Annotated in this window: 16 protein-coding genes and 1 pseudogene; 4 read left to right on the forward strand and 13 right to left on the reverse strand. The window is 67.7% G+C overall.

Annotation, left to right across the window (positions count from 1 at the left end):
• The 7 genes from K309_RS41760 to K309_RS0119085 all read right to left on the reverse strand — a co-directional run.
• Positions 1-329: transposase (locus K309_RS41760; RefSeq protein ID WP_198030831.1), on the reverse strand; the 329-nt coding region annotated here is incomplete at its 3' end.
• Between the two features lie 361 nt (positions 330-690).
• The gene (gene adk / locus K309_RS0119060) at positions 691-1356 is read right to left on the reverse strand and encodes an adenylate kinase (protein ID WP_029047912.1); all 666 of its coding nucleotides are present in this window, start codon (positions 1354-1356) and stop codon (positions 691-693) included.
• A gap of 378 nt (positions 1357-1734) precedes the next feature.
• A complete protein-coding gene (kdsB, locus tag K309_RS0119065) occupies positions 1735-2544 on the reverse strand; it encodes a 3-deoxy-manno-octulosonate cytidylyltransferase (protein WP_029047913.1) in 810 nt (269 codons plus the stop codon).
• Between the two features lie 19 nt (positions 2545-2563).
• Positions 2564-2770: a Trm112 family protein gene (locus K309_RS0119070; RefSeq protein ID WP_029047914.1), complete on the reverse strand. Its 207-nt coding sequence runs from the start codon at positions 2768-2770 to the stop codon at positions 2564-2566.
• Positions 2751-3860, reverse strand: coding sequence for a tetraacyldisaccharide 4'-kinase (gene lpxK / locus K309_RS0119075; protein ID WP_029047915.1), 1110 nt, complete (start codon positions 3858-3860; stop codon positions 2751-2753). Before lpxK ends, K309_RS0119070 begins: the two co-directional genes overlap by 20 nt.
• A gap of 222 nt (positions 3861-4082) precedes the next feature.
• On the reverse strand, positions 4083-4520 hold the full coding sequence (locus tag K309_RS0119080; protein WP_029047916.1) for an ExbD/TolR family protein: 438 nt from the start codon (positions 4518-4520) through the stop codon (positions 4083-4085).
• Between the two features lie 18 nt (positions 4521-4538).
• On the reverse strand, positions 4539-5159 hold the full coding sequence (locus K309_RS0119085) for a MotA/TolQ/ExbB proton channel family protein (protein ID WP_029047917.1): 621 nt from the start codon (positions 5157-5159) through the stop codon (positions 4539-4541).
• Positions 5160-6236: 1077 nt separating this feature from the next.
• Between K309_RS0119085 and xseA the strand changes: the two genes are divergently transcribed.
• Both xseA and sodB read left to right on the forward strand, forming a co-directional pair.
• Positions 6237-7622 carry an exodeoxyribonuclease VII large subunit gene (xseA, locus tag K309_RS0119090; protein ID WP_029047918.1) on the forward strand — a complete coding sequence of 462 codons (1386 nt, stop codon included), beginning with the start codon at positions 6237-6239 and terminating at the stop codon, positions 7620-7622.
• A 198-nt stretch (positions 7623-7820) separates the two neighbouring features.
• Positions 7821-8402, forward strand: a complete 582-nt coding sequence (gene sodB, locus K309_RS0119095) for a superoxide dismutase [Fe] (protein WP_029047919.1) — start codon at positions 7821-7823, stop codon at positions 8400-8402.
• A 66-nt stretch (positions 8403-8468) separates the two neighbouring features.
• On the opposite strand, the gene budC is transcribed toward sodB, so the two are convergent.
• Positions 8469-9233, reverse strand: coding sequence for a meso-2,3-butanediol dehydrogenase (gene budC, locus K309_RS0119100; protein ID WP_029047920.1), 765 nt, complete (start codon positions 9231-9233; stop codon positions 8469-8471).
• Positions 9234-9284: 51 nt separating this feature from the next.
• Complete coding sequence (locus K309_RS0119105) at positions 9285-9674, reverse strand: hypothetical protein (RefSeq protein WP_029047921.1); 390 nt, start codon at positions 9672-9674, stop codon at positions 9285-9287.
• 270 nt (positions 9675-9944) lie between these two features.
• Between K309_RS0119105 and K309_RS0119110 the strand changes: the two genes are divergently transcribed.
• On the forward strand, positions 9945-10235 hold the full coding sequence (locus K309_RS0119110) for a hypothetical protein (RefSeq protein WP_029047922.1): 291 nt from the start codon (positions 9945-9947) through the stop codon (positions 10233-10235).
• A 6-nt stretch (positions 10236-10241) separates the two neighbouring features.
• On the opposite strand, the gene K309_RS0119115 is transcribed toward K309_RS0119110, so the two are convergent.
• Positions 10242-10847, reverse strand: coding sequence for a UdgX family uracil-DNA binding protein (locus K309_RS0119115; RefSeq protein ID WP_029047923.1), 606 nt, complete (start codon positions 10845-10847; stop codon positions 10242-10244).
• Positions 10848-11024: 177 nt separating this feature from the next.
• Here K309_RS0119115 and K309_RS0119120 point away from each other — a divergent pair, with 177 nt between their 5' ends.
• Entirely contained in the window at positions 11025-11288 is a 264-nt protein-coding gene (locus tag K309_RS0119120) for a hypothetical protein (RefSeq protein WP_029047924.1), read from the forward strand.
• Position 11289: 1 nt separating this feature from the next.
• On the opposite strand, the gene K309_RS0119125 is transcribed toward K309_RS0119120, so the two are convergent.
• From K309_RS0119125 to K309_RS36815, 3 genes and pseudogenes are all read right to left on the reverse strand, one after another.
• On the reverse strand, positions 11290-12045 hold the full coding sequence (locus K309_RS0119125; protein WP_029047925.1) for a PIG-L deacetylase family protein: 756 nt from the start codon (positions 12043-12045) through the stop codon (positions 11290-11292).
• A gap of 43 nt (positions 12046-12088) precedes the next feature.
• Positions 12089-12604: pseudogene (locus tag K309_RS36810) on the reverse strand (NAD-dependent epimerase/dehydratase family protein); the annotation flags it as partial.
• A gap of 55 nt (positions 12605-12659) precedes the next feature.
• Positions 12660-13136 carry a hypothetical protein gene (locus tag K309_RS36815; RefSeq protein WP_064737456.1) on the reverse strand — a complete coding sequence of 159 codons (477 nt, stop codon included), beginning with the start codon at positions 13134-13136 and terminating at the stop codon, positions 12660-12662.
• Positions 13137-13381: the final 245 nt, after the last annotated feature.

Genomic DNA, 13381 nt, shown 5'->3' on the forward strand with positions numbered 1-13381 from the left:
GTCTTCGCATTCGCCTGCTCACAGGCAGCACGCCACTGCCGGATCTGTTCTGGCTGAATGCCCTTCCTGCGGCAGTACTCGGACAGCTCCGCTTCACTCAGGGGCGCCGTCTCCAGCACTACCCGGAACTTGTCCGCGCTGGACCACTTATCGCTCTGTTTGCCGTTGCCTGGCACAACCCGTCCTTGCTCTCGCGCCTCGTTGCGCCAGGTGCGCAGGCTCACCGTCGTGACACCCGTCTCCCTGGCCAACTCCACAACCGATCGGTTCACGGGCGGCATCATCTGCTCAACCACCCATTCCTTGTACTCCGCCGGATAGCGTTTCATTCTCCAACCGCTTCCGCCCTCCATTGTCCTTCATCGAAAGGCGGCGGGGCGACATCTATCCTGACATGGAGGGGAGCGACAAAAAGTCACCAAAAAGCGCGTTGACTGCCCTGCGGGCGGCCACTCTTATCGTAGTGTGCCGCGGCTTTCGTACGGGGCTTGCTTCGTTGCAGAATAGGACTGCCTGACGCCGTGGTGCGCCACGGTGGCTCGGAATTGACGCGGTTCTTGAACGAGGCCAGAGCTGTGGGTGGCCTCTGCTGCTGGCGGTGTGGTAGGAACGCCTTCGGCTGCGCTGTGCGCGGTCACAAAGAAAAAGCGGCCCATGGGCCGCTTTGTTGTCACATCGTGTTGGGACGACTTACTTCAGCGCCTCAAACACTTGCGCGGTGATCTCGTCGACGTTGCCGACGCCCGAGATCTTCCGGTACTTCGGCGGAGCTACCTTCGCAGCGGCATCGCCCTTGGCGGCCCAGTCCGAGTAGTAGTCGACCAGCGGGCGGGTTTGCTGGGAGTAGACGTCCAGGCGCTTCTTGACCGTCTCTTCCTTGTCGTCGTCGCGCTGGATCAGCGCTTCGCCGGTTTCGTCGTCGACGCCTTCGGCCTTCGGCGGGTTGTACTTGACGTGGTAGGTGCGGCCCGAGGCCACGTGCACGCGGCGGCCGCTCATGCGTTCGATGATGGCGTCGAACGGCACGTCGATTTCCAGCACGTAGTCGATCGCCACGCCGGCGTCCTTCATCGCCTCGGCCTGCGGGATGGTGCGCGGGAAGCCGTCGAACAGGTAGCCGTTCTTGCAGTCGTCCTGCTTCAGACGGTCTTTCACCAGGCCGATGATGATGTCATCCGACACCAGTCCGCCCGCATCCATGACTTTCTTGGCTTCCACGCCCAGGGGCGTGCCGGCCTTCACCGCCGCGCGCAGCATGTCGCCGGTGGAGATTTGCGGAATGGCGAACTTCTCGCAGATGAACTTGGCTTGCGTGCCTTTGCCGGCGCCGGGTGCGCCCAACAGGATCAAACGCATTTACGGGTCCTCAGAGTTTTGAATCTGGTATGGCGGGAGATCAGAAGGAGGGTAATGCCGCAACTTGACGCAAGACTTACTGCTGTCTTGTCGGATGTTGACGGCATCTGGCGCAGGCGCACACGCGCCTACGCGGACGTCCGGCGTCGGCTGCCAGGGGGATGGCGGCGCGGCACACCAGTCGGGCTCTATCTTTATCTCCCCACCGAGCCTTGGCCGGCGGCGCGTTGGCGCGCAGCCGGGGCGGCTCTGTATCGGCAAGCATTATGCCATGAGGCGGCGCTGATCCGGCTCGAAATCCGCCCCCCGGATTCAGGTTGCAGCAGTTTGAACCTCAGCGGGCGGCCGCCGTGGCCGGATGCTGGCCAGGCTGGGCGATCAGGGCCCGTCCTGCGCCATCGACTCGGCCCACAGCGCGCGCACGCGCTCCAGGTCGGCCGGGGTGTCGACGCCGGGCGCCGGCGCGGCAGCGGTTTCCACCACCGCGATGCGCTCGCCATGCCACATGGCGCGCAGTTGCTCCAGCGCCTCGGTCTGTTCGAGCGGCGCGGCGGCCAGGGCAGGAAAGCGCCGCAGGAAGCCGGCGCGATAGGCGTACAGGCCGATATGGCGCAGCACCGGCATGGCCGGCAGCGGAACCTGGGCCATCGCGGCGGGGACGGCCGGCACGCCTGACCAGGCGTCTCGCGCCCACGGGATCGGCGCGCGCGAGAAGTACAAAGCGCGTCCGGCGGCGTCGCACACGACCTTGACCACGTTGGGATTGAAGACCTCGGCGATGTCGTGCAGCGGGTGCGCCGCGGTGGCGACGGCGCAGTCCGCGTGGTGCGACAGGTGCAGCGCCACCTCGTCGATCAGCGTCGGGTCGATCAGCGGCTCGTCGCCCTGCACGTTGACCACGATGGCGTCGTCGGGCAGGCCGAGCTGCGTTGCCACTTCCGCCAGGCGGTCCGTGCCGGTGGGGTGGTCGGCACGTGTCAGCACCGCTTCGATGCCGTGGTCCGCGCAGGCCTGCGCCACGGACGGAGCGTCGGTGGCGACCACGGTGCGCCGGGCCGACGAGGCATGGGCGCGTTCGGCCACGCGCACGATCATCGGGCGCCCGCCGATATCGGCCAGCGGCTTGTCAGGCAGGCGCGTCGATGCGAGCCGCGCGGGGATGACGACGGTGAAGGCCGGGACGGTCATGGTGCTGGCTCAGTGGTTCTCAGTTGCCGTTGGCTGGCGCGTCCGGGTCGATGGCACGGCCCGGCACCGACTGGCGCGCCTCGTCGGCCAGCATCACGGGGATGCCGTCGCGGATCGGGTATGCGAGCTTGTCGGCGTGGCAGATCAGTTCCTGCGCGGCGCGGTCGTACTCCAGCTTGCCCTTGCACAGCGGGCAGACCAGGATTTCAAGCAGCCGGTTGTCCATCTCGGTGTTCCTCGTTGCGCCCGGCGCCGCCGGACGTGGCCGCCGCGGACTGCGCGGTCGGTGCGGTGTTGATATGCGCCAGCACGGCGCCGCGGATTTTGTCGATCAGGCCCGCGTCGATCACCGGCCTGGTCGGCACGACCCAGATGCGCGGGTCGTCGAAGCGCTCGCATTTTACGGCATCCTTCTCGGTGATCAGGATCACGTCGGCGTCGAGCGCGTCGGCGTTGCCGGCGAACGGGTCGTCGGCAAAGTCATAGTGGTCGGGCAGCGGCAGTGTCTTCGGCGACAGGCCGGCACCGCGCAGGCTGGCGAAGAAGCGCTCGGGGTTGCCGATGCCGGCCGCGGCCAGCACGCGCCGCCCGGCAAAGGTGGAAAGCGGGCGCGCCATGGTCGGGTCGTTCAGCTGCCAGGCGTCTTCCAGCTCCAGCCGCATGCCGTAGACGCCGGGGCGGTCGGGCGTGGCGCGGAAGTTTGGATCGTTGATCAGCGTGGCGTCGCGCGGGCGCGTCAGCGGTTCGCGCAGCGGGCCGGCCGGCAGCATCAGGCCGTTGCCGCCCATGCGCGTGTCGAACATCACGATCTCGAAATCGCGCTGCAGCTTGTAGTGCTGCAGGCCGTCGTCGAGCAGCAGCACGTTGACGCCGGGATGCGACACCAGCATGGTCTGCGCGCACAGCGCGCGGTCCGGGAACACCCACACCGGCACATCGGTGGCGCGCGCGATCAGCAGCGGCTCGTCGCCGACGTCGCTGGCCTGCGAGGTCGGCTTGACCCGGCGCGGATGCTTCAGCTCGACGCCATACCCGCGCGACACCACGCCGGGGCGCAAGCCGGCCTCGGTGAGCGCGTGGGCCAGCGCGATCACCGCCGGCGTCTTGCCGGTGCCGCCCACGGTCACGTTGCCGACCACTACCACCGGCATCGGCAGCCGCGTGGACTTGAACCAGCCGCGCCGGTAGCCGTGCCGGCGCACCCGCGCCACCAGCCCGAACAGCAGCGAGAACGGCAGCATGACCCAGGCAAACCAGCCGCGGCGCTGCCACTGGGCGGTCACGAAGTCGGCAAGGGCATGGCGGGGAACGGGCATGGACGCGGCGGGTCGGTCAGGTCGTGGATGGGCAGGGATTGTAGTGCGCTCGGGATCTTGCGTCCCAAGGAGGGCAGGCAATGTGAGGGTCGGCAAAGACCGGCGGATCAACCCATTATGGGCACTGCGCAGCGCATGGGGCAAGCCCGGCCAGGCGTCGCGCCCGACCGCCTGGCGGCCGGTCCCCGCTTTCGCGGGGGAGGGCGCGACGATGGCCCGCGCTCAGCGCGGCTGCGCGCTCTGCGTGGCGAAGGTCAGGCGCGACAGCCCGGCCAGCCGCGCGGCTTCCATCACGTTGACCACCGCCTGATGGCTGGCCTGCGCGTCGGCGTTGACGATGACCACCGGCGGCTGGCCATTTCCGGCCCCGGCGGGCCCGGAGGCGGCGCGCAGCTGGTCGGCCAGGCTGGTGACATCCTTCTGCTCCAGCACTTTCTTGTTGACCGAGTAGACCCCGCGCGAGGACACCGACACCACGATTTCCTGCGGCCGCTGCTGGGCGCGCTCGGCGTCGGCGGTAGGCAGCTGGATCTGCAGCTCGGTATAGCGCGAGTACGTGGTCGTGATCATCAGGAAGATCAGGATCACGAGCAGCACGTCGATCAGCGGGATCAGGTTGATCTCCGGCTCTTCGCGCCGCTGGCGGGAACGGAATCGCATGGCGTGGCAGGTCCGTGATCAGCTGCGGCGCTGCGGCAGGATCGCGTCCAGGAACGCGGTGGCGCGGAATTCCAGCTCGGCCACGTAATCGTCCACGCGGCGGCGGAAGTAGCGCCAGAAGATCAGCGCCGGGATCGCCACGATCAGGCCGAAGGCGGTGTTGTACAGCGCCACCGAGATGCCGTGCGCGAGCTGTTCCGGATTGGCGCCGGTGCCGCCCTGGCTGCCGAAGATCTCGATCATGCCGATCACGGTGCCCAGCAGGCCCATCAGCGGCGCCACCGAGGCGATCGTGCCGAGCGCGTTCAGGTAGCGTTCCAGCTCATGTGCGACCGCGCGGCCGGCTTCCTCGACCACGTCCTTGGCGGCGTCGCGCGAGGTGTGCGGCTGCAGCACCACGTGGCGCAGGCCGGCGGCCAGCACGCGGCCGAGCGGCGAATTCTGTTCGAGCGTGTTGACCACTTCCGGCGTGGCGCGGCGCTGCTGCGCGGCGGCCAGCGCTTCGTCATAGAGCCGAGGCGGCAGCACCTTGCTGCGCTTGAGCGACAGGAAGCGTTCGACGACCAGCGCCAGCGCGAGGACCGAGGCCAGCAACAGCGGCCAGATCGGCCAGCCGGCCGCTTGAATGATGGAAAACAATTGGACCCCCGGGATCGACAACCCAATAAAGAAACCCCAACCAGCTGGTCGGCATGCCTTGAGGCGCGTCAGCAGGCAGCGCACTCCGGCATTGCTCTGAAAAATCAGGCGCAACTCTACCCCGCGGCCTGCCGCGCGGCAAGCGACGGCGGGGCCGGCTGTCTCGGGCGCGCATCGGCGCCGGCCGATGTCGCCGTCGACTTTCCACAGGGCGCAGGGACAGAATTGTGGATCGATTGTGGAAAGCCGCCGGACAAGGGAGGCAAGTGATTGATTCGCAAGAGGAAGTTTTGGTCTGCTTAAAAATTGTGCAACCCGCGCCGAGGGCTCGCGGCGCTTGCCTCACATCAGGGGAAAACGGGTTGGGCGCTATCACGCACCCTTGTCTGTGCGCAGGCGCACCATGCCGGGCGATCTCTTCCACACGAGTGCGGGACAGGATTGTGGAACGGTTGTGGACAGGTATCTGAGAAGCCACCTAAGTCGTTGATTTAAAAGGTTGAGCACGTGATTGCCTAAAAAACAGGCAAATGCGCGCTGACGCGCCACCGAAAGGGCCGGCGCCGCGTCGCTTGGGTAAACCCGTGCTTTTCCACACCAGGCAGGGAGAGGATTGTGGACGGCCTGTGGATAAAGTCTGGAGAGGTAGGCTAACCCATTGATTTTATTTGATATGTGGCCGCCTGCCTGGAAATTAGGCAATCCCTCGCCTGGCGCCGTTCCACATGATGACGTGCTGGCCCGTGCCGTGGCATGCCGGCTACGCCGCCTGGGGCGTGACGCGCGCCACGCTTGACGGGCATGGCTGCGGTAAAGTCGGGTAAACCCGGTACTTTATCCAGAGAATCTGTGGATAACTTTGTGAACAAGCGCAATCCACACTCGCTAAGTGGTTGATGCAAAAGAGAATTGGTTATATTGCCTAATTTTTATTGCGATCATAAATCTCATAAAAATCAAGGGGTTGTACGAAGCGATGCGGCCTGCGGGACAGCATCCGGCCATCATGGCTACCCCCTTGACAGACCAGTTATGCTGTGGACATGTCCCATTAACGCCGCTTGACCGGCGTGCGCCATGCCCGACCTGACCAGCTTTTCGCGTGACGCGTCCTCCACCGGCCCGCGCAGTGGCCGCGAAGTCATTCCTGTCGGTGAGCTGAACCACACAATCGCCCGGTTGCTGGAGCGCAGCTTTCCGCTGGCCTGGGTGCGCGGGGAAATCTCCAACTTCACCCGCGCGGCAAGCGGCCACTGGTATTTCTCGCTCAAGGATGCGCGTGCCCAGATCCGCTGCGTGATGTTCCGCGGCCGCAACCAGCATGTCGACTTCCAGCCGCGCGAGGGCGAGGCGGTCGAGGTGCGCGCCGTGGTCACGATGTACGAGGCGCGCGGCGAACTGCAGCTCGGCGTGGAAGCGATGCGCCGCGCCGGCCTGGGCAACCTGTATGAAGCCTTCCTGCGGCTGAAGGAAAAGCTGGCGCAGGCCGGCCTGTTCGCCCCGGAGCGCAAGCGGCCGGTACCGTCGCATCCGCGCACCATCGGCGTCATCACCTCGCTGCAGGCCGCCGCCCTGCGCGATGTGCTGACCACGCTGCGCCGGCGCGCGCCGCATGTGCCGGTGGTGGTCTATCCGGTACCGGTGCAGGGGGCTGGGGCGGCCCAGAAGATTGCCGACACGATCGACCTGGCCGATGCGCGCCGTGACTGCGACGTGCTGATCCTGTGCCGCGGCGGGGGCAGCATCGAAGACCTGTGGTCGTTCAATGAAGAGGTGGTCGCGCATGCGATCGCGCGCTGCGCGCTGCCGCTGATTTCCGGCGTGGGCCACGAGACCGACTTCACCATTGCCGATTTCGTCGCCGACGTGCGCGCGCCCACGCCGACCGGCGCGGCCGAACTGGTCAGCCCCGACCGTTCGCACCTGCTGGCGCAGACCCTGCGCGGCCGCGACGCGCTGGCGCAGGCGATGCGCCGCGCGCTGGACCTGCGCGCCCAGCACCTGGACTGGCTGGCGCGGCGCGTGCGCAGCCCGCAGGCGCAGCTGCAGGAACGCCGCGCGCGCGTCGACAATCTGGCCCGACACTTGCGGTCGGCATTGCGCGACACCGTGGTGTCGCAGCGCCACCGCCAGCAAGTGCTGGCGATGCGCTGGAGCGCATGCCGTCCCGACACCGCCGCGGCGCAGGCGGATCTGGCACGGCTATGGCAGCGGCTGCAGGCCGCCGCCACGCGCGGCCACGAGCGCGCCGGCCAGCGCCTGGCACGCGCCGCCGGTGCGCTGGAACTGCTGGCGCCGCAGCGCACGCTCGAGCGCGGCTACGCGGTGCTGCTCGACCAGCGCGGACGCGCGCTGCGCTCGCCCTCCGAGATCCGCCCGGGCAGCGTGGTCGAGGCGCACCTGGCCGAGGGCGTGGCCGACCTGTCGATTGCCGGCGTGCAGGCGAAGCTGCCTGAATTCTGAGCACGCGCCATGTCCGCAACGGGTCCGATCCGCGCCCGGGAAGCGTCCGGGAAAGGACGCGTAAAACCCCCGGAAACCAGCGCCAGGACAAACTAACATCGGAGCAGGGGGCATAGGCCTGCGGTTTGCGTGGGTATTACAAGTCCCCTACAATCGGCAATTCCGGACCCTACAACCCCAACCCACAGAGACAGAACAATGGAACACAAGCTCCCCCCGCTCCCGTACGCGCATGATGCCCTGGCTCCGCACATCTCCAAGGAGACGCTGGAGTTCCATCATGACAAGCACCACCAGACCTACGTCACCAACCTGAACAACCTCATCAAGGGCACCGAGTTCGAGAACGCGACCCTGGAAGAGATCGTGAAGAAGTCGTCGGGCGGCATCTTCAACAACGCTGCCCAGGTGTGGAACCACACCTTCTACTGGGATTCGCTGAAGCCCAACGGCGGCGGCCAGCCGACCGGTGCGCTGGCTGACGCCATCAACGCCAAGTGGGGCTCGTTCGACAAGTTCAAGGAAGAGTTCACCAAGGTCGCCGTCGGCACCTTCGGTTCGGGCTGGGCCTGGCTGGTGAAGAAGGCCGACGGCTCGCTGGACCTGGTGTCCACCTCCAACGCCGCCACGCCGCTGACCACCGACGCCACGCCGCTGCTGACCTGCGACGTGTGGGAACACGCCTACTACATTGACTATCGCAATGCCCGTCCGAAGTACGTCGAGGCATTCTGGAACGTCGTGAACTGGGACTTCGCCGGCAAGAACTTCGCTGGCTGATCCACGGATCACCGTCTCATGAAAAAGGGCCGCAAGGCCCTTTTTTGTTGCGCGCTCGCCTGCGCTTCAGTCCTGCCTCGGTTGCCCGTTCGACGCCATCAGTCCGCCATCCACCGGCAAATTGATGCCGGTGACAAAGCGCGCATCGTCGCTTGCCAGGAACGCGATCAGCGCGGCGATGTCTTCGGGCTCGGCGGTGCGGCCCAGCGCGATGCGGTCGCGGAAGCGCTCCAGCAGCGCTTCGTCCCCGAACATATCCCTGGTCAGGTCGGTGCGCGTCAGCGACGGGCATACGGCATTGACGCGCACGCCGTCGCGGCCATAGTCCATGGCCAGTGCGCGCGTCAGGTTGCTGACGCCGCCCTTGGCCGCGTTATAGAAGGACAGCCCCCAATCGCCGCCGAGCCCCGATACCGACGACACGTTGACGATGCACCCGCGCGACTTGAGCAGCGCGGGCATGGCCGCGCGGCAGCCGTGGAACACGCCGTCGAGGTCGATCGCGGTCACCTTGTGCCAGTCGTCCAGGCTGGCTTCGGTAATGCGGCCTTCGACCGCGACGCCGGCGTTATTCACCATCACGTCGAGCCGCTGGAACCGCTGCAGCGTCGCCGACACCAGCGCTTCGACCTGTTCCCACTGCGAAACGTCCGTGACATGCACCAGGTGGCGGCCCCCGGGCAGCGTGCCGGCGACCGTGTCGAGCTTCTCGCGCGTGCGTCCGGCCAGCACCACGCTGGCTCCTTCTTCGGCGAAGCGGCGCGTGGTCGCCGCGCCGATGCCCGATCCTGCGCCGGTCACGATGACCACCTTGTCGGTAAAGCGTTGCATGAAGTCTACCTCCTGTGTGAAGACGCATGAAGACGCGAGTTCGAACCGATTTCAACGTCCCTTGGAATCGGGCACACGGGTCTGGTCGATGCTCGCGCCGCCGCTGCCCGTGCGCGGCTTGCCGTGCAAGCCATCGCGGTCGACCTTGCCGGCACTTTCCGATGCCGGCTTTGGCTTGTCGCGGCCAGGCAGGCCGCCGGCCGTATGCGGTTCCCTGGGCACGTCGCCCAGCTCACGCGCAAGCCCGCCGGGATTGGTCGGCGTGGCGCCCGGCGTGCTCGATGGCGCCCCCTCGGCGCCCGGCGGCGGAATGGTCTGGCTGCCCTTGGGGCCCTTGTCGGTGCGCACGCCGGTGCTGTCCGCCTTCTGGGCCAGCGCGCCGCCGGCCAGCAGCGACAGCAGCGCGGCGGCGGCAAGGCGCGAGGAAATGCGGATGCGCATGACTCTCTCCTGAAGTGATGGTGTCTTGCTGTTGTTGCGCCAAGCATTTGCCGGGCCACGGATAGCACAAGGGCCCGCGTCGCCGCGTTCACTCGCCGCATCGCATTTTCTACAAGCGCTGGCCGTTCTTACAGGTGTCATCCGCGGCATGCTGTATGGCCGGGAAAGGGCCGGGCATGTGTCCGGTCCGCCGCAGCGTCGCAGCCGTGGAACGAAAGTTGCGCGCCATGGTGAAGTGGCCGCGCCGCGGCCGATGCCTCAGGAGGTGCCATGAAGCAAAGCAAGCACGACACGTCGGGCAATCCTTCGCTCGACAAGCGCCAGGGACTGGATGACCGCGAACTGCAGGAAAACGCGGCGGAAAACCAGCGCGCGCGCGAACGCGCCGCTGCGGATTGGGAACATGCGGCTTCGCATCGCAAAGGCGAACCCGCGCCGCAGAGCGAAGAGAAGCCCGGCAAGCCCGGCCGCGGCGATTTCCCGCCTGGCCTCGGCAAGCGCGACCTGCACGACCCGGGCAGCCGCGATCCCGACGCACCGCCCACGCTGAACCGTTCCTGAGTCTGGCTAGCGTTCGCCGCGCGCCAGCCGCGCGGCGGCGCGCAGGCTGCGCACGATGCGGTCGAACGCGGCCGCGCGCGCGTCGTCGGAACGCTGGCGCAGCGCGAACGAGGGATGATAGGTGGCGATGACGAGCCGGCCCTCGTGCTCGACCGGCGTGTCCATCATCGCGCCCAGCGTCACGCTCTTGCGGCCCAGCACCGCGCGCGCGGCGGTGCCGCCCAGCGCGACGATGATCGTCGGATCCACCTGCTTCAGCTCGCGCTCGAGCCACAGGTGGCAGGCTTCGATCTCCAGTTGCCCCGGCGTCTTGTGCAGCCGCCGCTTGCCGCGCAGCTCGAACTTGAAATGCTTGACCGCATTGGTCATGAACAGCTTGTCGCGGTCCAGTCCGGCCTGTTCGAGCGCATCGTCCAGCAGGCGTCCCGCGGGGCCCACGAACGGTGAGCCCTGCAGGTCTTCCTGCGAGCCGGGCTGTTCGCCCACCAGCATGATGCGGGCGTGCGACGCGCCGGCGCCGGGCACGCCCTGCGTGGCGTTGCGCCATAGCGGGCAACGCCGGCATTCATTCAGTTCGGCACGGCTGACCGGTGGTTTCCTGCGCTCGGGCATGGCATCGATATCTGGCGGTCGGAACGCAATGGCCCCGCTGCAAGGTGCGCAGCAGGTTCCGCGCCATGCGCCGCCGGCGGAACGTACCGGTACGGAATTTGCCTCGCCCCAACACCTCGTGGCGGCCCGCCCGGCTGCCATACCACCCGCGGACCCGGACGCCGACTCCCAGTACGCATGCCCCAGCAACCGATAGCGCCGCCATCCCGCCGCCGAATTGCCGCGGAGCTGTTCCGTGCGATCTGGCGTTTCCGCCTGCGCGTGGTGGTGGCGGTGTCGCTGCTGCTGCTGCTGCTGCTGGCCAAGGCCTGCGCGGTCGCGGTGCCGCTGCTGCTGAAGCTGGTGGTCGACGAAGTCACGCCGGCCGCGGCGCGGCTCGGGCTGGTGACCATGCCCGTGTTCCTGGGGCTTGGTCAGCAGGCATCGGTATCGGAAAGTTGAATCAGCCTTGCGCGGGCTCGCCGGCAGACAGCCACCAGTAGCGCTCCGGCGCGCACAGGTCGCACAGCTGCTCTTCGCCGAACATCTGCAACTGGCTCTGGTAGGCATTGACCGCATAGCTCTTCTGCGCGAGATGCTGGCTGACCGGCAGGTTGACCGGGGTCGCATGCAGCCCCGCGCGCAGGCATTCGGCCAGCCGTTGCTGCAGCACACCGGGCAAGCGGCGGTAGATCGCGTCTTCGTAGTACAGCCACTGCACCGGCGGCGTCGATGCCGCCTGCGCTCGCGAGGGCACCAGCAGCGCGGCCCACGCCGCCGCGCGCACCTGCGCCGCCTGCATCAGCATGCGGCAGGCTTCATGCGCCAGCACATGATCGGAATGGAACAGGCCGAGCGGCGCAGCCACCATGCCGTCGGCCTGCGTCGCCAGGACGTGCTGCAAGCTGTCGGCGATCTCGCGCGGCGTATGGCGGCGGCCGTACTGGCTGTCCCAGAAATCGAGCCAGACCGGCTGCGCGCCCAGCATGCCAAGCGCGCGGTTGTCCTCGCGCCGGCGCGCGCGCACCGCCTGCTCGGCGCTGTCGAAGCCCGCGGCGCGGTCCCCGTCCGGTGCCGGCACGCCGGCGGGCGGGACGCCGGCGAAGACCGTCACCACGCGCGCGCCGCGTGCCGCGGCGATCAGGCCGCCGCAGCTGAACACCGCATCGTCCAGGTGCGGTGAAATCACCGTCACCGGTCCGGCTATGTCAGTCACCATCGAATCACCCTTGCCATCGCCACTGGCAGGTTCGTCTCGCGCGCTACTTGTTGAGCACCACGGCGCGGGCTTCGCGTGCCGTGGCGGATACCGGCACCACGTTGCCCGGCGCGCCCTGCGCATGCGCTTGCGCCGCGAGCCGCGCGGCGAAGTAGTCGACCGTGTGGCGCAGGCCTTCCTCAAGCGACGTGCGCGGCTCCCAGCCCAGCAGGCTTCGCGCCAGCGAGATATCGGGGCAGCGCTGGTGCGGGTCGTCGGCGGGCAGGGGGCGCATCTCGACCGGCGAACGCGAGCCGGTGGCGCGCAGCACTTCCTGCGCAATCTCCAGCATAGTCGTCTCGCGCGGATTGCCGAGGTTGACCGGCATGCCGGAAGCGGGCGCTTCCATCAGCCGCACCAGCGCGTCCACCAGGTCGTCGACATAGCAGAAGGCGCACGTCTGCGCGCCATCGCCATAGACCGTCAGCGGCTGCCCGGCCAATGCCTGGGTGATGAAGTTGGACACCACGCGGCCGTCCGCGGGATGCATGCGCGGCCCATACGTGTTGAAAATGCGCGATCCGGCCGAATGGGATGAGACGCTGCGCATGGTGGCGGGGTGCGCTGCACTCCGTTCAGGGTTTGCCGTGGAGCCGGCCATTGCCACTGGCAATGCCGCTGCCATCGCCGGCCGGCGCCGCGCGCCGGTCTTTGCGCGCGGATGTGCCGGCCGAGACTGTGCAGCAGACCAGGTAGTAGGCCCGTTTCAGCGCCATCGCGGCCTGCACTTTGGAGCCCGCTCCGGCGCGGGCAAAGGCCTCGTGCAAGCAGTGTTCGATGCTGTCTGCGGTGCCATGCTGCTCGAACAGGCCCTCGGGCCGCTGCGCCCAAAGCGTGAGCAGCACCCGCTGGCGTTGCGCCATCGTGTGCGAGGGCCACACCCGGTCGCGGCTCAGCAGTTCCAGGCGGGTCGCCAGCAGGGTTTCGAGGAATATGGTGGGCCGCGCAGCACGCCTGGCGGGAGCCGGTGGCTGCAAAGCCGGTGCGTGCGCGGAGGCGGTGCCAACCGCGGGCTCGGTCTGCGCAAGCGTGTCGTGATGGAAGAAGATCATGGCAGTGGGCGGCGCCCGCGTTTGCCACCCATGCGAAGCATGAAGTTGCGCCTCGGTGCCGGGGTCTGGTTGCGATTGCGCGCTCACTGGTAACGCTGCAAGGAGCGTTCCAGCGCGCCACCGGGACGGCAGGCGCGGCGCCGGCCAGCGCGGCGCCTGGCCCGCAGGGAGAATTGCAACCTTGCGCGTAAATCCGGCACGGGCTTCCGTTGGCGCACCGGCCAAACGGACGCCAAACGGACGCC

This window comes from Cupriavidus phytohabitans (genome assembly GCF_000426345.1).
Classification (GTDB): domain Bacteria; phylum Pseudomonadota; class Gammaproteobacteria; order Burkholderiales; family Burkholderiaceae; genus Cupriavidus.

Coding starts and splice junctions, on each gene's coding strand:
- adk (WP_029047912.1), bottom strand. CDS start 1,356: ATGCGTTTGATCCTGTTGGGCGCACCCGGCGCCGGCAAAGGCACGCAA.
- K309_RS36815 (WP_064737456.1), bottom strand. CDS start 13,136: ATGATCTTCTTCCATCACGACACGCTTGCGCAGACCGAGCCCGCGGTT.
- lpxK (WP_029047915.1), bottom strand. CDS start 3,860: ATGCCCGTTCCCCGCCATGCCCTTGCCGACTTCGTGACCGCCCAGTGG.
- K309_RS0119105 (WP_029047921.1), bottom strand. CDS start 9,674: ATGCGCATCCGCATTTCCTCGCGCCTTGCCGCCGCCGCGCTGCTGTCG.
- K309_RS0119110 (WP_029047922.1), top strand. CDS start 9,945: ATGAAGCAAAGCAAGCACGACACGTCGGGCAATCCTTCGCTCGACAAG.
- sodB (WP_029047919.1), top strand. CDS start 7,821: ATGGAACACAAGCTCCCCCCGCTCCCGTACGCGCATGATGCCCTGGCT.
- K309_RS0119115 (WP_029047923.1), bottom strand. CDS start 10,847: ATGCCCGAGCGCAGGAAACCACCGGTCAGCCGTGCCGAACTGAATGAA.
- budC (WP_029047920.1), bottom strand. CDS start 9,233: ATGCAACGCTTTACCGACAAGGTGGTCATCGTGACCGGCGCAGGATCG.
- K309_RS0119070 (WP_029047914.1), bottom strand. CDS start 2,770: ATGGACAACCGGCTGCTTGAAATCCTGGTCTGCCCGCTGTGCAAGGGC.
- K309_RS0119125 (WP_029047925.1), bottom strand. CDS start 12,045: ATGGTGACTGACATAGCCGGACCGGTGACGGTGATTTCACCGCACCTG.
- K309_RS0119120 (WP_029047924.1), top strand. CDS start 11,025: ATGCCCCAGCAACCGATAGCGCCGCCATCCCGCCGCCGAATTGCCGCG.
- xseA (WP_029047918.1), top strand. CDS start 6,237: ATGCCCGACCTGACCAGCTTTTCGCGTGACGCGTCCTCCACCGGCCCG.
- K309_RS0119080 (WP_029047916.1), bottom strand. CDS start 4,520: ATGCGATTCCGTTCCCGCCAGCGGCGCGAAGAGCCGGAGATCAACCTG.
- kdsB (WP_029047913.1), bottom strand. CDS start 2,544: ATGACCGTCCCGGCCTTCACCGTCGTCATCCCCGCGCGGCTCGCATCG.